The following is a 21541-nucleotide window of genomic DNA, read 5'->3' on the forward strand; positions in this document are numbered from 1 at the left end:
GGATCACACTGTGGGAGCTGGCCTGCCTGCTCCCACATTAGATCTTCTTACACATTAGGTTTGCTTCGGTTGCAAAAGCGGGCTCACAGGCGCAACCGCCCTGGGCTTACGAAACACCAGCACATTCCCCAGCATCACCAATACCAACCCGGCCAGCGCCGGGGCGCTCCATTGGTAGCCCTCGAATAGCGCCGAGACGTTCAATGCCACCACCGGGAACAGCACCGTGCAATACGCCGCCCGCTCCGGGCCCATGCGGCCGACCAGGGTCAGGTACGCGGTAAAGCCAATCACCGAACCGGGGATCACCAGGTACAGCAGCGAACCGATATAGCGGGTGTTCCACTCCATCTCAAAGGGAATGCCCTGGACCACGCAGTACAGCGCCAGCATCGACGCGCCATAGGCCATGCCCCAGGCGTTGGTGGTCAACGGCCTGAGCCCGGCTTTCTGTTGCAGGCTCGACAACATATTGCCTGCCGAGAAACACAGGGTGCCCAGCAGCGCCAGGCCCAGGCCCAACAGTGTTTCGGGGCTAGCGGTATGCCCGACCAGTTCAGGCCAGAACAGCAGCCCCAGCCCCAGCAACCCAAGGCCGCCGCCCAGCAGTACATTGCGCGCAACTTTCTGGCCAAAGAACACCCGCGCATTCAACGCATTCCACAGTGTCGCGGTGGAGAACACCACGGCCACCAGGCCACTGGGGATCCACTGGCTGGCCGTGAGGAAGCACATGAAGTTCACACAAAACAGGCACAAGCCCTGGGCCAGGCAGATCAGGTGACCCCGACGGTTCATCACCTGCAATTTGCGGCTGAGCAACAGCAGCCCAAACAGCACCAGTGCCGCCAGGCCGAAGCGATAGACGATCGAGACCGGAATTTCCACCACGCCCAATTGCCACTTGAGGGCAATCCAGGTGGTGCCCCAGATCAGCACGGTCAGTAAATACAGGGATAGGTTCATGGCGCACTCCGGTGGTTGAGCCACAGTTTCACCCCGCCTTGCTGCTGGGCACTTGCAGATTCTTGCGCTTTTGTCGGGCCGAGGGATCACAGCGCCAGCCGCCGGGAGTAGGATGCAAGGCGTCGGAGAGAACCCCATGTCTGTACTGGAAAACCTGCAAGTCTTCAAAGCCCTGAACAGCTCGCCCAACGCTCGCCTGGAGCTGTCTGCCGAGCTTGGGGACGGCTTGTCTGCAGCTTTGTGGAGCAACCACCACGACGCCCAGGATTACCAGGCGCCCAGCCATCACACCTTGTCTTGCTATGTGGCCGGCGGCACCGGCACTTTCCGGCGTAACCAGCCCGGCACCAAGGGCGGCCCCGACAAGCTGTGCATCCTGCCCGCCGAGCATCAGTCGGCCTGGGTGATCAATGGTGAAATCCGCCTGGCCCATGTGTACTTCAGCCCCGAGCAATTTGCCCTGGGTTGCGTCACCCTGCTGGACCGTGAACCCCGCGCCCTGCAACTGCGCGAAAGCACCTTTCTGGAAGACGAACAGCAAGCGCGACGTTTTCATCAACTGATCCGCCTCAATTGGCAGGAACCGGCAGAACGCTTGCTGACCAGCAGCCTGGCCTTTGAAATGCTCAACCATACCCTGCTCAGCCAGGTCGGCCTGCGTGAGGGGTTGCGACTCAAGGGCGGCCTGGCGGCGCACCAGCGCCGGCAGTTGGTGGAGTACATCGACCAGCAACTGGCCGAGCCGATCAGCCTTGGGCAACTGGCGGGGCTGTGCGCCTTGTCGGAATACCACTTCGCGCGGATGTTTCGCACAAGCTTTGGCCTGCCGCCCCATCAATATGTACTGGCCCGCCGCCTGTCCCGGGCCCAGGCCCTGTTGCGCAGCGGCTCACTGCCGCTGGGGGAAATTGCCCTGGCGTGTGGGTTTTCCAGCGCCAGCCACTTTACCAACCGGTTTCGCCAGGCAATGGGAGCGACACCGGGGGAATACCGGCAGGCGTTCCAGCCCTAGAGGCCTTACACAAAACCAATGCGTGCGGGTTTCAATCGAGGCTTTGTGCCAGGACCACGGCGAGTCGATCTTCCAGCGCCTTGATCCGGCTCCCCTGCACCACATAGTTGTTGGTCAGCATCGAAAACACCAACCGCCGCCCACCCGCATCGGTGATGTAGCCCGTCAACGAAGACACCCCACCCATCGACCCCGTCTTGGCCTGCAGGTTGTTTTGCGCCGCTGTCCCGCGCAGGCGGTAACGCAGGCTGCCGCCGTCCAGGCGGTCCGGGTTGCCGGCGATGGGCAGTGCGTCGTACCAGGCGTTGAACCACGGCTGCTTGTTAATGGCCAGCAACAGGTCGGTGAAGTTCTGCGCCGACACCAGATTACGTCGCGACAAACCCGAGCCATCCACCTGGCTTAATGTTGCCGGGTCCAGGCCCTGGCGCTTGATAAAGTCGGCCACCGCCGCAACCCCGGCCGCCGCCGTGCCAGCATTCGCCTGCTGGCGCCCCATGGCCTTGAGCAGCGCTTCGGCCATGCTGTTATTGGACAGTTTGAGCAAGGGCCTGATCAGCTCCTGCAACGGTGCCGACTGGTGTGTTGCCAGGACAGTGGCGGTCGCCGGACTCACACCACCGATCACCCGCCGCCCCTGCACGCTGATCCCCTGCTCCGCCAAGGCCTGGGCAAACAGATTGGCCACCAGTTGCGTCGGCTCCCACACGCTGACCCATTGGCGGCTTTGCTTGCCCGGCGGTAACGCGCCGCTCAGGCGCAGCAGGTTGCTGCCATGCTGGCGATTGAGCCCATAGCTATTGCCCGGGCCGCTGACGGCCAGGTTGCTGAGCTGTACATAGTCGGTGGGCGGACTCAGGGTGACATTCACCAACTGGCCGACCGTTGTGGGCGCCTTGGCCGTGACGATCAAGGTGCCCGCATCAAAATCAGCATTGGGTGACACGGTCAGCGCGGAAATCTGCGCGCCGTAATACTTGTCTTCGTCGTCATGGGCCCAATCCACACCCAAGCGCTCGGCGTCGAACCAGCTGTCATCGAACACCATATCGCCCTGGACCTGACGGATGCCCTGGGCGGCGAGGCTCGCCGCCAGCGCCTGGTAATCCGCCCACTGGATCGTCGGGTCACCCAGCCCCCGCAGGTACAGGTTGCCCAGCAGGCGCGTGCCCTGTTGGCTGCCATTGCTCAACAACTGCGTAGAAAACCGATACTGCGGGCCCAGTACATCCATGGCCGCCGCAGTGGTCAGCAGTTTCAGGCTGGAGGCCGGCACCAGCCGCGTGCGTGGGTTGTGCTGGTACAGCGTGTTGCCGCTGCGAGCATCACGCACCATCAGCGAAACACTGGCACCCGCCAAGGCAGGATCAGCCAACAATTGGTCCAGCGCCTGTTCGCCGGTTTTCGAAGGCGTGGCACAGCCACCCAATAACAGGCTCACGCCCACCAGCATGGCGCTGGTGTGTATCCATCGTCCCAACTGCATCAAACCGTCCCGGCAATCATCAAAGAGCGCAACGCTAGCAGCTCAGGCCGCCAGCGTCATCGCCGACGGTCAGAACTCCAGGGTGCTGGACAACGATACCTGGCGCGCATCGCCCATGGACACAAACATGCGGCTGACAGCCGAGGTGTAGTAGGTACGGTCAAACAGGTTCTTCACATTGAGCTGGAACTTGACCTTCTGCCCGTCAACCTTGGTGTCATAGGTGGCAAACGCATCGGCCACGGTGTAGCCCGGCAGGTCGAAGCTGTTGAGGGCATCGCCGGCCCGCTCGCCCACATAACGCGCACCGGCACCGACGCGCAATTGGTCGCCGCCGACGATGGTGCCGAAGTCATATACGGCTGAAACAGAGCCGGAGTTTTTCGCCACGTTCTGCAGGCCCTTGCCTTTGTAGGTCGGGTCTTCGGTGACCTCGGCATCGGTGTAGGCATAGCTGCCGATCAGGCTCCACTGGTCGGTCAACTGCCCACTCAGGTCCATTTCCAGGCCACGGGAGCGCACCTTGCCGGCGACGCTGTAGATCGAGGTCGCGCCCTCGGTGATCGACACCAGCACGTTGCGTTTTTGGATATCAAACAAGGCCACGTTAGCGGTAATACGCCCCGGCATATCGAGCTTGGCCCCCAGCTCCCAGGATTTGGACTGTTCCGGGGCGATGCTGCCGTCGATCACCATCTTGTTGTCCAGCGGCGCAATGGTGGAGTTGGGTTTGAACGATTCGGTGTAGCTGCCATAGAACGACAGCTCATCGGTGTAGCGATACACCAGGCCGGCACGAGGCACCCACTTCTGGCCGTTGCTGTTGGTGTTGGCCGTGAACGGGCGGCCCTTGCCGGCGTATTGGTCGTATGCCTGGAAGCGCGCACCACCGACCAGGATCCACTGGTCGGTGAGGTGAATGGCGTCCTGGAAAAACACCGAATCGCTGCGCAGCAGGTCGGTCTGGTTGCTGTCCGGCGCGCTGACGTTGGTGCCCGCCACTTCGCGGCCGTACACCGGGTCGTTGTAGTTGAACACGCTGCGGCTGGCCTGGCGGATCAGGTCGGCGCGGTAGATTTTGCGGTACTCGTCATCCAGGCCGAATACCAGGTCATGGCGCATGCCGGCCACGTCCACCTTGCCTTCAAGGCTCACGGTGGTGAAGCGGTCGGTGGTCAGCGCGCCCTGGGTGCCGTCCATGTTGCGCGTCAAGGTGCCATTGGCATTGACCTTAGTCACACGCACCTGGCTGGCGTCGTAGGTTTCGCGGTTCCAGCTGTAGCCGAAGTGGGCCTTCCAGTCGTCGTTCAGGTCGTGGTCGACTTGGACGCGATACAGGTCCGAGCGGCCTTCCATATTGTTGAAGGGCTCATCCAGGCGGCGCGTGGCGGGGATGTCCAGCGGGTGATTGGTCTTGGGGTCGATGGCCGTGCCACGGTCGAACGGCGAGAGAAATTCGCGGTGCTCGTAGGCCAGCAGCACCTGGGTGGTGTCGCCGTACCAGGCCAGGGACGGCGCGATCAGGCTTTCGCGATAGGTGCCGAAGTTGCGCCAGTAGTCCTCATCCTGATGGTCGACGATCAAGCGGTAAGCCAGGCCGCTGTCACCCAACGGGCCGGTGGTGTCGAGGTTGCCGCCGCTGCCGTTCTTGCCGCTGCCATAGGTCGAGCCACGCACGGTCAAGGCGGTGGATTGGGTCAGTTCGGGTTTCTTGCTGACAATGTTGATCACCCCGCCCGGGTCCTGGATGCCATACAGCAACGATGCCGGGCCCTTGAGCACTTCGACGCGCTCAGCGGTTTCGTTCAGCGCCCGGCCTTGCACCACGGGCATGCCGTCGCGCATCACCGAGCCATTGCGGTTGTCGCCAAAGCCACGCAGCATCACCGCATCCTGGGTGCTGCCCAAGGTGTTGGTCTGGGTGATGCCGCTGATGTTGGCCAAGGCATCGTCGAGGTTGCGCGGCACCTGGTCGCGCATCACCTGGGCCGGCACCATGTTCACGGTTTGCGGGGTTTCCAGCAGCAAGCCCTGGGAGCGCATCACCGAGCTGGTGGGCGGTGGCTGGTAGCTGGTGGTTTGCTGCTGGTTGACACCGCTGATGGTGGTGGCGCCGAGGTTGACCGCGCCTTCGCTAGGCAGCGGTTCCAGGGCCAGGGTGCGGGCGTCGATCTGGCGGAAGGTCAAGCCGGAGTTGCCCAGCAGGCGCTGCAGAGCCTGGGCGGCACTCATCTGCCCACTGACGGCCGGGGCGTTGAGGGTGTAGGGGGCTTCGTCGGTGTAGACCACGCTGATGCCGGTCACCCGGCTGAAATCGCTCAGGGCCTGGGGCAACGGCTTGGCCGGCAGCGCAAAACTGAAGACTGCGCTCTGCTCCTGCGCCGCTTGCGCCAGGCTCAGGGGTTGTAATGCCAGGCCTGAAGCGGCCAGAAGGGAGGCTCCCAGCCACTGTTTAACCGAACCGCCTACCGCCGATTTTGCCCTGGACTTCATGCTTGAGAACCCGTGTAGAAAACGCTGTTAATGCGAATTGATCGCAGTTTCAAGCACTACACGGATGGCGTGGGGTTTTACCTCAGGTGAAATTGAAAATAATTTCAACATCAGCCTTTATTCTTGTTTTTCGCCCCGCCCTGCCGGGCCTTGAAGCGTGGGTTGGATTTGCAGATCACATAGATCCGCCCCCGGCGCTTGACGATCTGGCAGTCGCGATGACGGTTCTTGGCTTCTTTGAGGGAGGACAGGACTTTCATAGGGTGGCTCCTTTGCATGAATGTAATAACATATCATAAATGCAAATAAGAATAATTATCAACTTTCTCTTCAGGCGTTCACGATTCCTGTGTGGCTGGTTTTTAGCGGACCACGATCAACCGCCCCAACACACTGTGCTGCTCAAAGCCCAGCACCGCTTGCAATGCCTTGAGCACCGCCTCGGGGTCTTTGCTCGGGAAACTGCCGCTGACCCGGCGGGCGCCGAGTTCGTCATTGAGCAGCAGGATGCGGCCGGGGTAGTAACGGCCCAGGTCCTTGACCACATCGGCCAGCGGGGTCTTGTAGTAGTTGAGCCAGCCATCGCGCCAGCCCAGGCGCGATTCACTGTCCACCGCATGCCGCTCATCAGCCACACCCTCGGCGTAGGCCACTTGCTGGCCTGCCGTCAATATTTGCTGAGGCTCCTGGGCCGACGGCGTAACCCCTACCCGCCCCGACAGCACCGTCACCTGGGCGCCCGCCGGTTGCAGACGCACTTCAAATTGGGTGCCCAGCACCCGCACTTCGCCGCTGTCGGCGTGCACCACAAACGCTTGCCCGGTGTGGGCTACGCTGAAAAAACCGGCACCGCGACGCAATTGGATATGCCGCTCACCGTGACTGAAATCCACGGCAATCGCGCTGTCGGCATCCAGGGTGACTTGGCTTTGATCAGCCAGGGTCACGGTTTTGACTTCACCCGGCGCACTGACGTAATCGGCGCCCAGGTCATCGACCCAGCGCTGCGGCTGCCACCCCGCGCCCAGCGACACCATCAGCACCAGGCACGCCGCCACTGCCAGCGCTGCAGACCAGCGGCGCATGCGGGAGCCTTTCGCACCGTCCATGGCCTTGAGGTAACGCTGCAAGGCCAACGCGTCTTCGTCAGCCAGAGTGCTCGCCGGGACTTCGCTCAGTTCCCACAGCACCTGGGCCTGGGCATACGCCTCGACATGGGCCGGGTCGGCGCGCAACCAGTGGCTGAAGGTAGCCTGGTCGCCACTGCTCGGCGCATCGTGCAGCAGACTGAGCCAGGCCAGGGCGGCCTGTTCCTGGGCGGGTGTCGGGGTGACGTTCACGGTGCTTTCCCTGGCGAGCGTGGCGGATGGGCTTGCCGAAGGCTGGCTTTGCAGGCCTCGAGGGCGCGCATCATATGTTTTTCCACGGCACTTTGGGACAGGCCCATGGCCTTGGCGATTTCTGCGTATTTGCGCCCGTGGATGCGGTTGAGCAAAAAGATCTGCCGCGTACGCTCCGGCAAGCTGCGCAGCGCCGCTTCGACATGGCGCAGATCGTTGCCCGCTTCCAGCGCGGCCTGGGGCTCGGAGCTGTGATGGTCGTGCTGCTCCGGCATCCAGCCTTCAGTGCCGCGCACCCGCGCGTTTTCGCTGCGCAGGTGGTCGATGGCGATATTGCCGGCGCAGCGCAGCAGGTAGGTGCTGAGTTCTTCGACCTGCACCAGGGGCCGGCGCCAGAAACGCAGAAACAGGTCCTGTACCAGGTCCGCTGCCGTCGCCCGGCAGCCTACGCGGCGGCTGACCAACGCCTCCATCTGTGAACGCTGGGACAAAAATACCTGCAGGAAATGTGCGCGCCCGCCCGACGCTTCTGCGTGGGGCTGATCCTGGGACTCGGGCGGCGTGGCGATCATCAAAAGGGGCTCAGAGGGTCGCGAAAGCCGCAACGGGGCTGACCAGCAGGCCGACGCCCGCGAGAACCAGGGCCAGCCTGGGTCGATACGGCAACAGCAGCACCAGCAACAGCCCACTGAGCATCAGCACCGCGCACCAGTCCACCAGGCCCCGGCTCCAGCCGGCCATGTGTACCGCCGGCCAGATCGACAGCCCCAGCAACAACCAACCGCCCACGCGCAACCCCAGGCGCCGTCGTGGCGAAGGTTTGCTGTGCAGCAACTCGCCATGGTGACGGTCCTGGGACAGGCACAGTGCAACAAAGCCCGCATAGCACAGCAACAAGGCCAGCAACATCAGTGCACCTCGCTTTTGAGGGTCAGTGGGCGGGCGCGCTCGGCCCGGGGCTGGGCGGCGCTGCGGTGCTGCATTTTCCAGGCAGCCCAGGCCAGGAACAGGCCGCTGCCCAGGCAGGTCAGGTCAAAGCCGGCCATGGCCCAATCGCCCTTGGCCACTGACACGCCCAGGTGCTCGGAGGTTGTCAGCGCATTGAGCAGCGGCACCGCCATAAACAGCACGGCGCCCAGGCCCAATTGCTCGATCCAGGCACGGCGGCCACGCCGCAACATGGCATGGAGCAGGGTCAGGCCCCAGGCGATAAAGAAGCTCTGCACCTCCCAGTCCGAGCGTTCGGCGAAGCTCACAGGCAGCAGGCGATTGGCCCAGAAAAACGCGGCAATGGCGATGACCAGCCCGGACATGCTGGCAATGTTCAGCACTTCCACCAGGCGCAACTCAAACGGCATCACCCCGGTCTTTACATGCTTGAGCTGACGCTTGCCCAGCCAGATCACCAGGCCGGTGCCAATCATCGCCGTGCCCGCCAGGCCGCAGATAAAGTACAACCAGCGCAGCAGCGGGCCGGCGAAGTGCCCCATGTGCAGGCCATAGAAGCTGCCGCTGATCGCCTTCGGCAGCGACTGTTCGGCACTCACCCGCAGCAGTTCGCCGGTGGAGCCATTAAAGGACACGGTGCTGCCGAAATCATGCACCACCCGGTCAGAACCGGCGCGGGAGACATTGACTGCGGCATTCACATCGCCGGGGTTGTTCACCGCCAGCCGCCCCACGTGCCCACCGTCCCACTGCGCCCGTGCCTGTTCTACCAGCGGCGCCAAGGGCAACAGCTTGCCCGGCTGGCCGAGGGCCGGTGCGTTGTTGGTGGAAGGGAACAATTCATTGAAGAAGGCGCGGGTGTCGCCGTCATAGGACGCAAGGATGCTGGCGGGCATGACCATGGTCATGAAAATCACCAGGCTGCTGTAGGTGATCATCAGGTGGAACGGCAACACCAGCACGCCCACCGCGTTGTGCCCATCGAGCCAGGAGCGCTGGCCCTTGCGCGGGCGGAAGGTGAAGAAGTCCTTGAAGATTTTCTTGTGGGTGATGATCCCGGTGATCAGCGCCACGAACATCACCATCGCCGCAATGGTCGACAACCAGCGACCCCACGGGTGGGGCATCTGCAACTGGAAGTGGAACCGGTAGAAGAACTCGCCGCCCATGGTTTCCCGGGCCTGGAGTTGCTCGCCGGAGACCGGGTCGAGCATTTTTTCAATGAAGTTGCCGCGCCGGCCAGGGTCGACCTTGTCTTGCCACATCACCGACAAACCGGGGTCGCGGCTGTTGGGCAGGCCGATAAACCAACGCGCCGCCGTGGGGGCGTGCTGTTCCAGATAGCTTTGCGCCACGGCCACACTGCGTGCATCGTCCACCGCATGGGCGGGCACTTCGGGCTGCATCCAGTGGGTAATTTCGCCCTTGAAGTAAGCCAGGGTGCCGGTGAGGAAAATCGCGAACAGCAACCAGCCGAAAATCAACCCGGCCCAGGTGTGCAACCAGGCCATGGCCTGACGGAAACCCTCTTTCATGGGCGCGCCATCCAATAGGCCAGGCCTGCCAGGGTGGCCAGTATCGCGCAGGGCACCAGCACGCCAAACCAGGCGCGGGCGGCACTGCGGCAGGCAAAACACCAGATCACCGCCAGCAGGTAGAACACAAAGGAACTGAGCATGCCGCTGACCACCGCATCGGCGCGGGAGATTGGCAGCCACAAGGTCAGGCACACGCTGGCCAGGGACGCCAGCACATAGCCACCGACCACAGCCGCCAGCACCCGCGACGTCACGCCGAGACGATAGGAAACAGGAAGTGATGCTTTGCTTTTCATGCCAGTGGCACCTGGTTATCAGGGGCGGGAGTTTAATGATAATTATTCTTACAAGCAAAAGAGAACGGATGAAGCGAATACCCACAGGGTTTTGTGTCGGCTTTAAAACGGCTATCGGTCCTGTGCTGATTGCCGAATGCCACCTGGCCACTCTACAATGCGAACAATTCTCGTTATCTAAAGCATGCAGATGCTGCCGGAGTGTTCGCGTTGCGGCCGTCCAATACCGTCGAAGTCCTGTATCACGACCATCACCACTGGCTGACCGGCTGGTTGCGACGCAAGCTCGGCTGCCCGCACAGCGCCGCCGACCTGGCCCAGGACACGTTCATCCGGGTGTTGAGCGCCCGTGAAACCCCGACGTTGATCGAGCCCCGCGCCTTCCTCACCACCATCGCCAAGCGCGTGCTGTTCAACCACTACCGCCGCCAGGACCTGGAGCGCGCCTACCTCGACGCCCTGGCGCAAATGCCTGAACTTGCTGCGCCATCAGAAGAAGAGCGGGCGATCATCCTGCAAACCCTGATGGAGCTGGACCAGTTGCTCGACGGTTTGCCCGTACTGGTCAAACGCGCCTTCCTGCTGGCCCAGCTCGATGGCCTGACCTACGCGCAAATCGCTGCCGAACTGGGGATTTCCATCGCCACCGTCAAACGTCATCTGAACAAAGCGGCCATGCGCTGCTATTTCGCCCTATGAACCCCACCACACACTTCTCGACCCAGGTCGCCGAACAGGCGGTGCAATGGCTGATGCAAATGCAGCAAGGCCCGCTCAACCCGCGCCAACAGGCCAAATGGCAACACTGGCTGGAGGCCCACAGCGAGCATCAACGGGCGTGGGAGCATATTCAGCGGGTCAACCAACGCCTGCGCGGCATGCCCTCGCCCCTGGCCCATGCGGCGTTGAACGCACCGCAATCCAGCAGCCGGCGCCAGGCCCTGAAACTGCTGCTGATCCTCGGCGTCGGCTCGGCGGCTACGTGGGGCTTGCGCCAGCAGCACTTGATCCCGCCGCTGACCGCCGACTACCGCAGCCCCCTCGGCCAGCGCCGCAAGGTACAACTGGCCGACGGCAGCCAGCTGCAACTCAATACTGCCAGTGCGGTGGATGTGCAATTCGATGGCCCACAGCGCCTGATCCGCCTGCTCGAAGGCGAGATATTGCTGCACACCAGCACCCCGTTGCAGATCATCACCGGCCAGGGCGTCGTCAGCACCCAGGCGGCACAGGTGAATGTGCGTCAGTTCAACGATCACACCCAGATCGCGGTGCTGGATGGCCAGGTGGAGATTGCACCCAGGTCCTACAGCGGCCTGCCCCTGCCCTTGGAAAAATCCCACCAGGTCAACCTCACCCGCAAAGGCTGGGATACCCCGCGTCTCACCGATGCCAACACGGGTGCCTGGGCCGACGGCATGCTGGTGGCATCGCACATGCGCCTGGCAGATTTCCTCGAGGAACTGAGCCGTTATCGCCGCGGCCAATTGCAGTGTGATCCGCAGGTGGCCAACCTGCTGATCTCCGGCAGCTACCCGCTGGACGACAGCGAGCGCATCCTCGACCTGCTGCAAATCAGCCTGCCAGTCAAAGTGCGGCGGTTTACCCGCTATTGGGTCAGCGTCGAAGCCCGCGCCTGAATTATTTTCGACACCCGTGAGCCGTTTTCCGTACCTCGCGTGACAGAGAGGGAAAGCCACCCTGTTTCCCACCTCTGAGGAACGTTCTTCATGCCCCAGCAACCGACTCGCCTGACGCCACTCGCCCGTACGCTGCGCCACTTGCTGCTGGGCGCCAGCCTCAGTTTCAGCGCCTTGCCTTACGCCCTCGCGGCCGAGGTCAAGCCTTATCACATCGCCCCGGCGTCCCTGGAAGCGGCATTGAATCAATTTGGGCGTGAGGCTGGCGTGCTGATTTCGTTTGGCTCCGAAGTGACTGCCGGCGCGCAAAGCCAGGGCCTGCAGGGCAACTACACCACCGAGCAAGGTTTGAACGCATTGCTCAAGGGCACCGGCCTGCAAGCCCGCGCCGAAGGTGACAATGCCTATAGCCTGCAACCCCTGAACGCGCCGGCCCCCCTGGAGCTGGGCACCTCCAATGTGGTGGGCGACTGGCTCGGCGATGCGGCGCAGATCAATGTCTTCGAACACCCCGGCGCCCGCGATGTGATCCGTCGTGAAGAATTCGAGCGCCAGGGCGCAACCCAGGCCCGTGACGTGCTCAACCGTATTCCCGGGGTCAACGCGCCGGAAAACAACGGCACCGGCAGCCACGACATGGCGTTGAACTTCGGTATTCGCGGGCTCAACCCGCGCCTGGCGTCGCGCTCGACGGTATTGATGGACGGCATTCCGGTGCCTTTCGCGCCGTATGGCCAGCCGCAGCTGTCGTTCGCGCCCATCAGCATGGGCAACATGGATGCCGTGGACGTGGTGCGCGGCGGTGGCGCGGTACGCTACGGGCCGCAGAACGTCGGCGGTGTGGTCAACTTCGTGACTCGGGCAATTCCCGATGCACCGACGGTCAAGGGCGGCCTGCAGACCGAGACCAGCCCGTCTTCCAGCCACGATGGCTTCAAGACCACCGGCAACCTGCTGGCCGGCGGCACCGCCGACAATGGCCTGGGCGGCGCGCTGCTGTATTCCGGCACCCGCGGCGGTGACTGGCGTGAACACAGCGACACCCAAATCGACGACCTGATCCTCAAGGGCCACTACCAGCTGGACGAAGCCAACAGCTTCAATGCCATGGCCCAGTACTACGAGGGTCAGGCCGATATGCCCGGTGGCTTGAGCACGGCGGCCTACAAGGCCGACCCGTATCAATCCACCCGGCCCTACGACAAGTTCTGGGGCCGCCGTACGATGTTCAACGTAGGCTATCGCTACCAGGAAGATCGCCGGGAATTCACCGTCAACAGCTTCTTTACCAAGACCTTGCGCAGCGGTTATCTGGACCAGGGCAGCTTCCTTTCGCTGTCGCCGCGCGAATATTGGGTACGCGGCCTGGAAACCCGCCTGGCCCAAGGCTTCGACCTCGGCCCGAGCAGCCACGAGGTGGGCGTGGGCTACCGCTACATCAACGAGGCCGGGCATGAATTGCGCTACCGCACGCCGATCAGCGCCAACCAGCAACTGCCCAATACCGACAGCCGCAACGACCGCGACACCCGGGGTGGCACCGAAGCCAACGCGTTCTTTATCGACGACCGGATCGATATCGGCAAGTGGACCGTGACCCCGGGCATCCGCTACGAGATGATCAAGTCCCAGCAGACCAACAACCTGACCGACGTCAAATACAAGGGTGACTACAACACCGCCCTGCCGGCGTTGAACGTGCTGTATCACCTGACCGACGACTGGAACCTGTACGCCAACACCGAAGGTTCCTTCGGCAGCGTGCAGTACAGCCAGATGCCCAACCGTGTGAGCAGCGGTGCGGTCAAGCCAGAAAAGGCCCGCACCTGGGAAGTCGGCACGCGCTACGACAATGGCGCGCTGCGCGCAGAAATCGGCGCGTTCCTGATCAACTTCGACAACCAGTACGAAAGCAACCAGACCAACGACTCGGTGATCGCCCGGGGCGAAACGCGGCACCAGGGTATCGAGTCCAGCGTCAATTACGCCCTCGACGGCTTGAGCCCGGCGCTGGCTGGCTTTGATGTGTATGCCAGCTACGCCTATGTCGATGCAACCATCCGCGAAGACGGCCCGAACAAAGGCAACCGCGTGCCCTTCTCGTCCAAGCACAAAGGCACCCTGGGCGTGGGCTACACCGAAGGCCAATGGAAGTTGAACCTGGACAGCACCTACCAAAGCAGCCAATTCGCCGATAACGCCAACACCCAGGCCGAAAGCGTGGATGGCAGCAACGGGCGCATCCCCGGCTACATGCTGTTCAGCAGCCGCGCGGCATACGACTTCGGCCCGCAGTTGTCGGATCTGAATGTGGCGGTGGGGGTGAAAAACATCTTCAACACCCAGTACTTCACCCGTTCGTTTGACGATAACAACAAAGGCAAATACGTGGGAGAACCGCGCACCGTGTATGTGCAGACCTCAGTCGCGTTCTGACGGGCCGGCAAAGATCCTGAATACACTGCTGGCCAGCTCCGACATTTGATACCTATCAGCCACAAAAAAACGGGCCTGCATCTGCAGGCCCGTTTTTTATGGGGTTGAAAAACAGTCAGCAATCAGCTGTTAAGCGCAGCCTGTTCGTTTTCCAGGAATTCCTCTTCAAGCCCGGCTTCATCGACTTGGTTGTTGGGCGTGCGTTTCTCTGCACGCGGCTTGCCTTGCAGTCTGCCGAACAGATGCTCCAGCGCGTTATCCAGCTTGGTGGCCGCCCCGTCGATCGCTTGTTCCAGGGTGTCGGCTTTATGGATGACCGAAATCGGTTGATGGCCCTTTGGCCGCGCTTCCAGGCGGCAACTCAAATCATGGGGGCCCGGCTTGTCGCCGTTCTCATCCCGCAGGTAGACCTCGACGCGGGTCAGGTCTTCTTCATAACGTTCGAGCGTGCTCTCAATGGTAGTACGTACCCACTCCTCCAGTCGGATGCTGCTTTCAATATGGTTGTCGCTGTTGACTTGGATTTGCATAGTGTTTCCCTTATTTCAGCTAGCTCGCCAGAGATCACAACTGCAACACCGATGCGGTGAAACCATGACCTCTTAACTACACAATTGAGCACCTGAAGGAACAATTCAACCCCTATGCAAAGATAAATCCTACATTACAAATTAAGCCTGACAGCCGCTCAAAGCGCTGTTATCGTCGGGAGTTGGGTATCCCCACCTACCTGCGTAATTCCTCACAATTGACCCTCTCCCAAGGGGTGCAATCCGCGAAAAATCCCCGCCTCTTCCACCAGCCAGTCATGCACCGCACGTACGCCGGGATGGTTCAGTGCGCCTGGCGCATACAGCAGCACGTAGCGCTTGTGATTCGGTACCGCAAGGCCGAATGGCACGATCAGGGTGCCGCGCTCCAATTCGTCATTGAGCAGGGTGCGCCGGGCAATCGCCACGCCCATGCCGGCAATCGCCGCCTCGATGGTCAGGTGGTTGCGGTTAAAGGTGTGCCCACGTCGCACGTCGGCGTCGGGATAGCCGATCGCATTCAGGTAAAACTCCCACTCGGCGTATTCATAACTCCCACGCCAGGCAGTGATGTCGTGCAACAGCGGGAAGTGGGCCAGGTCGGCCGGACCGTGCAACGGCGGCCGCCCGCGCAACAGGCTTGGCGCGCACACCGGAAATATCTGCTCGTCGAGCAAGGCTGTGGATAACAAACCGGGATAACTGCCGTCGTTGAGGTCGATGGCCAGGTCAAAGTCGCCTTCGTGCAAGGCAATGCTGCTGTCCTCGGCCACCAACCGTAACTGGATATCCGGGAAACGCTGCTGCAAACGCGGCAAACGCGGCGTCAACCATTTGCCCAGAAAGGACGGAATCGAGCGCAGCCGCAGGGTGCCACTGATCATCCCCGCATCCAGGCGCTGCAACTCGGCATCAATGCTGCCGTAGGCCTCGCTTACCGTGGTCGCCAGCCGCTGCCCTTCGGCACTCAACTCCACGCCACGCGCCCGGCGATGGAACAGGCGAAAGCCCAGACGCTCCTCCAATTGGCGAATCTGCTGGCTGACCGCCCCAGGGGTGATGTGCAGTTCTTCGGCGCAACGGGTAAAGGATAAATGCCGTGCAGCGCAGGCAAATACGTGCAACCAGACATAGGTCTGGGCATGCAGGGGGCGAGCCATAGAGTTTAGTCCTGCTAAAGGGTGTCTTAGGATAATTCGTTGGTCAGTGCCGATCTAGAGGCTCAGTATCGCGCCTCTTCCGCTTGTCCTACAAAACATGGCAGCGATTTCCTACTCCATAGCTTGTAAGGCTTTAGCATGGCTATCAGCGTTTTTGATCTATTCAAGGTGGGCATCGGCCCATCCAGCTCCCATACCGTGGGCCCTATGCGGGCTGCGGCAACTTTCGCCCAGTCCCTCACCGACCAACAATGGCTGGAGCACACCCAACGCGTGGAAGTGCGCCTGTACGGCTCGCTGTCTGCCACCGGCGTGGGCCACGCCACCGATCGCGCGTGTGTGATGGGGTTGATGGGCGAATGGCCAGATCGGGTTGACCCCACCTCGATCGGGCCGCGTATCCAGCAGTTGCGCGAATCCTCCAGGTTAATGCTTGCAGGCCAAAAAGAAATTGCCTTCAACTGGCAGCACGATCTCCTGTTGCTGGAAGAAAGCCTGCCCTACCACCCCAACGCCATGTCCCTGCATGCCTACGGGGCAGACGGCCTGTTGAGCGAACAGACCTACTACTCGGTGGGCGGCGGTTTCATCATCGAGGCGGCCGAGGCCGAGTCGGGTATTGCTCCCACCAGCGATGTAGAACTGCCCTACGACTTTTCCAGCGCCGTCGAACTGCTGGCCCTGTGCAACAAGCATGGCCTGCGTGTCTCTGAATTGATGATGGCCAACGAACGCGCCTGGCGTAGCGATGAAGAAATCCGTAGTGGCCTGCTGCATATCTGGTCGGTAATGCGCGAGTGCGTCGAGCAAGGCCTGCGTGATGAAGGCATCTTGCCCGGCGGCCTGGATGTGCCGCGCCGCGCCGCAAAACTGCACCGCAGCCTGCTGGAAATCGGCAAACCGAATGTGATCACCTCGACCTTGTCGGCCATGGAGTGGGTCAACCTGTTCGCCCTCGCCGTCAACGAAGAAAACGCCGCCGGTGGGCGCATGGTCACCGCACCGACCAATGGTGCAGCCGGGATCATTCCGGCAGTGCTGCACTACTACATGAAGTTCAATGCCGACGCGTCCGACGATGATGTAGTCAACTTCTTCCTGGCCGCAGCCGCCGTCGGCATCCTGTGCAAGAAAAACGCCTCGATCTCCGGCGCTGAAGTCGGCTGCCAGGGCGAAGTCGGTTCGGCCTGCGCCATGGCCGCCGCGGGCCTGGCGGATATTCTCGGCGCCACCCCCGAGCAACTGGAAAACGCCGCCGAAATCGGCCTGGAGCACAACCTCGGCCTGACCTGCGACCCCGTCGGCGGCCTGGTCCAGGTGCCCTGCATCGAGCGCAACGCCATCGCCGCCGTCAAAGCCATCAACGCCACACAAATGGCCCTGCGTGGCGACGGCAAACACTTCATTTCCCTCGACCGGGTGATCCGCACCATGCGCGATACCGGCGCCGATATGCATGACAAATACAAAGAAACTTCACGGGGCGGCCTGGCGGTCAGCTGGGTGGAGTGCTGAGGAGCACTGCTACCTGCCCCCTACGTGAGCCCGCGCAAAAATAATAATGAGGCAATAACGATGACCGATGTACGTACACCTGCTGCCGAAAATCCCGCTGCTGTCACGCAAACCGTAACGACCGGCTGGAGCAAACACGACACCACCTGGATGCTGGGCCTCTACGGTACCGCCATCGGTGCTGGCACTCTGTTTCTACCGATCAACGCCGGGGTCGGCGGCTTCTGGCCACTGATCGTGCTGGCGCTGCTGGCCTTCCCCATGACCTTCTTCGCCCACCGTGGGCTGACGCGCTTTGTGCTGTCGGGCAAATCCGGCGACATCACTGACGTGGTGGAAGAACATTTCGGCGTCGGTGCCGGCAAGCTGATCACCCTGCTGTACTTCTTCGCCATCTTCCCGATCCTGCTGGTGTACAGCGTCGCGCTGACCAACACCCTCGGCAGTTTCATGGAACACCAACTGCACATGACTGCGCCGCCACGGGCGATCCTGTCCCTGGTGCTGATCCTCGGCCTGATGGCCATTGTGCGATGCGGCCAGGGCGTGATCGTCAAGGCCATGAGCGTGCTGGTCTACCCGTTCGTCGCCGCCTTGCTGCTGTTGGCCGTAAGCCTGATCCCCAACTGGAACGGCGCGTTCTTCGCCTCCGCCAGTGAGGGCATGCCCCTGCCGGTGTTCTTCAAGACCCTGTGGCTGGCGATTCCGGTGATGGTGTTTTCGTTTAACCATTCGCCGATCATCTCGGCCTTTGCGGTGGACCAGAAACGCGTGTACGGCGCCCAAGCCGAACGCAAGAGCAGCGGCATCCTGGCCACGGCCCACGGCATGATGGTGCTGACGGTGATGTTCTTCTGCTTCAGTTGCGTACTGGCGCTGTCACCGGCTGATCTTGCCGCCGCCAAGGCGCAGAACATTTCGATCCTGTCCTACCTGGCCAACCACTTCCAGACCCCGGTCATCGCCTACGCGGCGCCGTTGATCGCGCTGGTGGCCATCACCAAATCCTTCCTCGGCCACTACATCGGCGCCAGCGAAGGCTTCCAGGGCCTGATCGTCAAAACCCTGCGCGGGCGCAACCGCACCTTGTCGGCGCGCTGGCTGGAACGCTGCACCGCGGTGTTCATGATCCTCAGTTGCTGGGCCGTGGCCACGTTCAACCCAAGCATCCTGGGCATGATCGAAACCCTCGGCGGGCCGATCATCGCGTGCTTGCTGTTCCTGATGCCGATGTACGCAATCCGCCGCGTGCCATCGCTGCGCCAGTATTCGGGCCAGGTGTCGAATGTATTTGTGGTGTTGGTGGGGCTGATTGCGCTGTCGGCGGTCATTTTCTCGCTGGTGCCCTGAAACAGCTCACTGCACAGATCAACCTGTGGGAGCGGGCTTGCCCGCGATAGCGCTGCATCAGTCACTGAATGGTTGGCTGATCCACCGCAATCGCGGGCAAGCCCGCTCCCACAGGGGCAGTTCGTCGTCAGAAAGATAGCTGTACGGCACGCCCCTTGCTGTACACCCACTGAAGGAAAACGGAGCTTGCGACCGGTGGTCAGGCAACACGAACCAATCGCCATACCGGTCGTCAATCAGTGCATGTTCTTATCAGGCGGTAACGCACCATGGACAATCCTTTTCAACTGATCACCGACACGTTCGCCCCCCAATACCGGGTCAACCTGAGCATCCAGCGCCTGGACGGCAGCATCATGCTGACCCTCTCCGATGACAGCGGCGTGGTCGCCAAACGCATGATCAGCGCCGAACAGCGCAACGACCCGCAACGACTCAAACGCCTGGTGCAAAGCGTGCAATTTGGCATTGCCATTGAACAAGGGCACAGCGCCATGGAGATTTTGGCAGTGATGACCGACGGCGACAGTCATAAACTGCTGCAGCGCCCGCCGAGCAACCGGCCGCCCATCGCGGCCGGGCTCTGACTCAGGATTCGGACTTTTCCTTGACCGATGGGTAGCGCGACGAAGCAAAACGCACCACCAGGATGGCGAACGCCAACAACAGAATCCCACCACACAAGTAAATGATGCCCAGGTCCGGGGCATTGTGGTGGGACACGTCGCCGATCAGCAGGCGGGTCAACGCCGTGATCGCCACGTAGAGCAGGAAGCGGATGGGCATGTGGTTGGTCTTGAAGTAGATCCCCACCATGGCGCCCAACTCCAGGTAGATAAACAGCAGCAGGATGTCATCAACGCTGATACCACCTTTTTGCAACATGTCGATAAAGGTCATTATTGCCGCATAGGCGGTGATTGCACCGATACCAAAAAGCGCCAGATAGTGAAACGCCTCCACTGCCAGGTTGCCCAGGGAATCTGCATTCGCGTGCAGGCTTTTGCGCACTTTGTCGGCCCACTTCATTTCTGTCATTGCTCACCACCACTGTTTAAAAAATAGCCAACTATTTGCCATTGCCTAAGCCATGCTTCGGCTCGGGGGGGATAATGCCCGTTTGGCATGACGATTTCTCTGCATGCAGAAAGAAGGCCAGAGATTGCAGAATGAGATGATGGTGGAATGACATGAGACACTTATCTTGCCGTTGGGGTTTACGACTGCGGCACTCCGACACCTGACAAACCCCATTTCCCAACTACATTAAAAAGCTGCTACCCAAACCCCATGGATTGGCTTATCCTTTTAGCTGTATATAAATACAGTAGTCGCAATAGACAACTATCGTGAAGGCATGTGAGGTGGTGAATGGCCGTCGAAGTGGTATACCGCAGCAGCCGAGATCTGGAGCGTTTGTTCATGGATAAAGCCGAAGCTGACCGTCATGACAAGATGCTTGAACTCGCTGAGTTGCTCGCAGAAGTGTTGCAAAAAGCCGTGCCGTCCCTGAGCGAGCAGCAGGTGGAGGAAGCCGGGATCTACATGGCGAAGAATCGCGATGTGTTTGCCAAGGCGTTCAAGAGCCAGCCGGATGCGTTGTCCGAGTTGCTGAACCCGGCGGCGGAATAAAGCCCGAATTGAACAGGCCCTGAATCATTGATTCAGGGCCTTTTTAATAAGGGCTCGGCGTACAGCAGCCGTTCGGCCAGCTCATCGGCCACTCGGGCAGGTGAGCGTTTTTCGGCCTGGGCGTGGCCGAAGATTTCGGTCAGGCGGGTGCCGATGTTGGACAGGTGCGCGGTGATGGTCGCCAGGTCCGCGCCGTTGTGCTTGAGGGCGACATAGATCAGGCCGCCGGAGTTGATCACGTAGTCCGGTGCGTAGAGGATCCCACGCGCCTCCAATTGGTCGGCCACTTGCAGGTGGGTCAGTTGCGCGCTGGCGGAGCCGGCCACGGCGGCGCAGCGCAGTTGGGCGACGCTCTGGCGGTTGAGGACGGCGCCCAGGCCGCACGGCGCGAGAATGTCGCAGGGGGTGCTGAGCAAGGCTTCGTTGGCAATCGGGTGGGCGCCCAGTTGCTCCATGGCCAGTTGCACTTTGCCAGGGTCGATATCGCTCACCAGCAATTCGGCGCCAGCGGCGTGCAGTTGTTCGGCCAGGGCGTAGCCGACGTTGCCCAGGCCCTGGATTGCCACACGCAGGCCTTCCAGGTTGTCGCTGCCCAGGCGGGCCATGGCGGCGGTGCGGATGCCGGCGAATACGCCCATGGCCGCATGGGGTGACGGGTCGCCGGCGGCGGTGGTGCTGGTGACAAAGCGCGTGTGCTGGGCGATGCAGTCCATGTCGGCCACAGAGGTGCCGCTGTCGATGGCGGTGATATAGCGGCCATCGAGCTGCTCGATACACCGGCCGAAAGCTTCGAACAGCGCGGCGCGGCTTTCCACATGGGCCGGGCGGATGATCACCGCGTTGCCACCGCCCACCGGCAGACCGGCCAGCGCGGCCTTGTAACTCATGCCTTGGGCCAGGCGCGCGGCATCGGCCACGGCGCTTTCATCGTCGGGGTAGGCCAGGTAGCGACAGCCACCCAGGGCCGGCCCCAAGCGACTGCTGTGGATGGCAATGACCGCCTTCAACCCGGTCACCGGGTCAACGCTCAGGTGCAGGGATTCAAGGCGGGTGCTGTGCATGAGAGCAAACATCGTCAAGCTCCCGAATCACTTCTTGTAGTCGCCAAGTATAGGCTGCCGGGAAAAGGTTGCCGGAGCGTGCAGGAATAAGCAGCCCGTAATTACAGGCTTTGCGACATATCCAGGTAGGCCGGTTCT

General features: G+C 61.6%; 21 protein-coding genes. 8 read left to right on the forward strand and 13 right to left on the reverse strand.

The features are described 5' to 3' along the window. Positions 1 to 54: 54 nt before the first annotated feature. Positions 55 to 966: a DMT family transporter gene (locus HBR93_RS14595; RefSeq protein ID WP_057437865.1), complete on the reverse strand. Its 912-nt coding sequence runs from the start codon at positions 964 to 966 to the stop codon at positions 55 to 57. Positions 967 to 1102: 136 nt separating this feature from the next. Between HBR93_RS14595 and HBR93_RS14600 the strand changes: the two genes are divergently transcribed. After that, positions 1103 to 1978, forward strand: a complete 876-nt coding sequence (locus HBR93_RS14600) for an AraC family transcriptional regulator (RefSeq protein WP_169960559.1) — start codon at positions 1103 to 1105, stop codon at positions 1976 to 1978. Between the two features lie 31 nt (positions 1979 to 2009). Here HBR93_RS14600 and dacB read toward each other — a convergent pair whose 3' ends face one another. The 8 genes from dacB to HBR93_RS14640 all read right to left on the reverse strand — a co-directional run bounded on the left by dacB (position 2010) and on the right by HBR93_RS14640 (position 10079). Further along, positions 2010 to 3464: a D-alanyl-D-alanine carboxypeptidase/D-alanyl-D-alanine-endopeptidase gene (gene dacB / locus HBR93_RS14605; RefSeq protein ID WP_169960560.1), complete on the reverse strand. Its 1455-nt coding sequence runs from the start codon at positions 3462 to 3464 to the stop codon at positions 2010 to 2012. 69 nt (positions 3465 to 3533) lie between these two features. After that, positions 3534 to 5957 (reverse strand): TonB-dependent receptor, encoded by a 2424-nt coding sequence (locus HBR93_RS14610; protein ID WP_169960561.1) that lies wholly within the window; start codon positions 5955 to 5957, stop codon positions 3534 to 3536. A 110-nt stretch (positions 5958 to 6067) separates the two neighbouring features. Next, positions 6068 to 6217 (reverse strand): type B 50S ribosomal protein L36, encoded by a 150-nt coding sequence (gene ykgO / locus HBR93_RS14615; RefSeq protein WP_020297337.1) that lies wholly within the window; start codon positions 6215 to 6217, stop codon positions 6068 to 6070. Between the two features lie 102 nt (positions 6218 to 6319). Continuing rightward, positions 6320 to 7297 (reverse strand): FecR family protein, encoded by a 978-nt coding sequence (locus HBR93_RS14620; protein ID WP_169960562.1) that lies wholly within the window; start codon positions 7295 to 7297, stop codon positions 6320 to 6322. Further along, positions 7294 to 7872, reverse strand: coding sequence for an RNA polymerase sigma factor (locus tag HBR93_RS14625; protein ID WP_115127456.1), 579 nt, complete (start codon positions 7870 to 7872; stop codon positions 7294 to 7296). Before HBR93_RS14625 ends, HBR93_RS14620 begins: the two co-directional genes overlap by 4 nt. 7 nt (positions 7873 to 7879) lie before the next feature. Then, positions 7880 to 8206, reverse strand: a complete 327-nt coding sequence (locus HBR93_RS14630) for a DUF3325 domain-containing protein (RefSeq protein WP_169960563.1) — start codon at positions 8204 to 8206, stop codon at positions 7880 to 7882. Beyond that, positions 8206 to 9780: a PepSY-associated TM helix domain-containing protein gene (locus HBR93_RS14635; RefSeq protein WP_057437855.1), complete on the reverse strand. Its 1575-nt coding sequence runs from the start codon at positions 9778 to 9780 to the stop codon at positions 8206 to 8208. The genes HBR93_RS14630 and HBR93_RS14635 overlap by 1 nt, the downstream gene beginning before the upstream one ends. Continuing rightward, positions 9777 to 10079 (reverse strand): DUF3649 domain-containing protein, encoded by a 303-nt coding sequence (locus HBR93_RS14640; protein WP_057437853.1) that lies wholly within the window; start codon positions 10077 to 10079, stop codon positions 9777 to 9779. Before HBR93_RS14640 ends, HBR93_RS14635 begins: the two co-directional genes overlap by 4 nt. 210 nt (positions 10080 to 10289) lie before the next feature. On the opposite strand from HBR93_RS14640, the gene HBR93_RS14645 reads away from it, so the two are divergent. The 3 genes from HBR93_RS14645 to fecA all read left to right on the forward strand — a co-directional run bounded on the left by HBR93_RS14645 (position 10290) and on the right by fecA (position 14155). Beyond that, a complete protein-coding gene (locus tag HBR93_RS14645) occupies positions 10290 to 10778 on the forward strand; it encodes a sigma-70 family RNA polymerase sigma factor (protein WP_057438029.1) in 489 nt (162 codons plus the stop codon). After that, positions 10775 to 11719: a FecR family protein gene (locus HBR93_RS14650; RefSeq protein WP_169960564.1), complete on the forward strand. Its 945-nt coding sequence runs from the start codon at positions 10775 to 10777 to the stop codon at positions 11717 to 11719. The genes HBR93_RS14645 and HBR93_RS14650 overlap by 4 nt, the downstream gene beginning before the upstream one ends. A gap of 90 nt (positions 11720 to 11809) precedes the next feature. After that, entirely contained in the window at positions 11810 to 14155 is a 2346-nt protein-coding gene (gene fecA / locus HBR93_RS14655; protein WP_169960565.1) for a TonB-dependent Fe(3+) dicitrate receptor FecA, read from the forward strand. A 122-nt stretch (positions 14156 to 14277) separates the two neighbouring features. Here the strand turns inward: fecA and HBR93_RS14660 are convergent, their stop codons facing one another. Further along, positions 14278 to 14685: an HPF/RaiA family ribosome-associated protein gene (locus tag HBR93_RS14660; protein ID WP_057437847.1), complete on the reverse strand. Its 408-nt coding sequence runs from the start codon at positions 14683 to 14685 to the stop codon at positions 14278 to 14280. A 212-nt stretch (positions 14686 to 14897) separates the two neighbouring features. After that, positions 14898 to 15845: a LysR substrate-binding domain-containing protein gene (locus HBR93_RS14665; RefSeq protein WP_057437845.1), complete on the reverse strand. Its 948-nt coding sequence runs from the start codon at positions 15843 to 15845 to the stop codon at positions 14898 to 14900. Positions 15846 to 15983: 138 nt separating this feature from the next. On the opposite strand from HBR93_RS14665, the gene HBR93_RS14670 reads away from it, so the two are divergent. From HBR93_RS14670 to HBR93_RS14680, 3 genes are all read left to right on the forward strand, one after another. Beyond that, positions 15984 to 17360 (forward strand): L-serine ammonia-lyase, encoded by a 1377-nt coding sequence (locus tag HBR93_RS14670; protein WP_169960566.1) that lies wholly within the window; start codon positions 15984 to 15986, stop codon positions 17358 to 17360. Positions 17361 to 17420: 60 nt separating this feature from the next. After that, positions 17421 to 18710 carry a serine/threonine transporter gene (locus HBR93_RS14675; RefSeq protein WP_057437841.1) on the forward strand — a complete coding sequence of 430 codons (1290 nt, stop codon included), beginning with the start codon at positions 17421 to 17423 and terminating at the stop codon, positions 18708 to 18710. A gap of 269 nt (positions 18711 to 18979) precedes the next feature. Beyond that, the gene (locus HBR93_RS14680; RefSeq protein ID WP_057444533.1) at positions 18980 to 19297 is read left to right on the forward strand and encodes a DUF3509 domain-containing protein; all 318 of its coding nucleotides are present in this window, start codon (positions 18980 to 18982) and stop codon (positions 19295 to 19297) included. 1 nt (position 19298) lies between these two features. On the opposite strand, the gene HBR93_RS14685 is transcribed toward HBR93_RS14680, so the two are convergent. After that, positions 19299 to 19748, reverse strand: a complete 450-nt coding sequence (locus HBR93_RS14685; RefSeq protein ID WP_032857668.1) for a phosphate-starvation-inducible PsiE family protein — start codon at positions 19746 to 19748, stop codon at positions 19299 to 19301. A 333-nt stretch (positions 19749 to 20081) separates the two neighbouring features. On the opposite strand from HBR93_RS14685, the gene HBR93_RS14690 reads away from it, so the two are divergent. Beyond that, on the forward strand, positions 20082 to 20342 hold the full coding sequence (locus HBR93_RS14690; protein ID WP_003188807.1) for a YebG family protein: 261 nt from the start codon (positions 20082 to 20084) through the stop codon (positions 20340 to 20342). Between the two features lie 32 nt (positions 20343 to 20374). Here HBR93_RS14690 and HBR93_RS14695 read toward each other — a convergent pair whose 3' ends face one another. Further along, on the reverse strand, positions 20375 to 21415 hold the full coding sequence (locus HBR93_RS14695) for a Glu/Leu/Phe/Val dehydrogenase dimerization domain-containing protein (RefSeq protein WP_057958339.1): 1041 nt from the start codon (positions 21413 to 21415) through the stop codon (positions 20375 to 20377). Between the last annotated feature and the right edge of the window lie 126 nt (positions 21416 to 21541).

The sequence above is a fragment of the Pseudomonas sp. WS 5411 genome, from assembly GCF_012985595.1.
Lineage (GTDB): Bacteria > Pseudomonadota > Gammaproteobacteria > Pseudomonadales > Pseudomonadaceae > Aquipseudomonas > Aquipseudomonas shahriarae.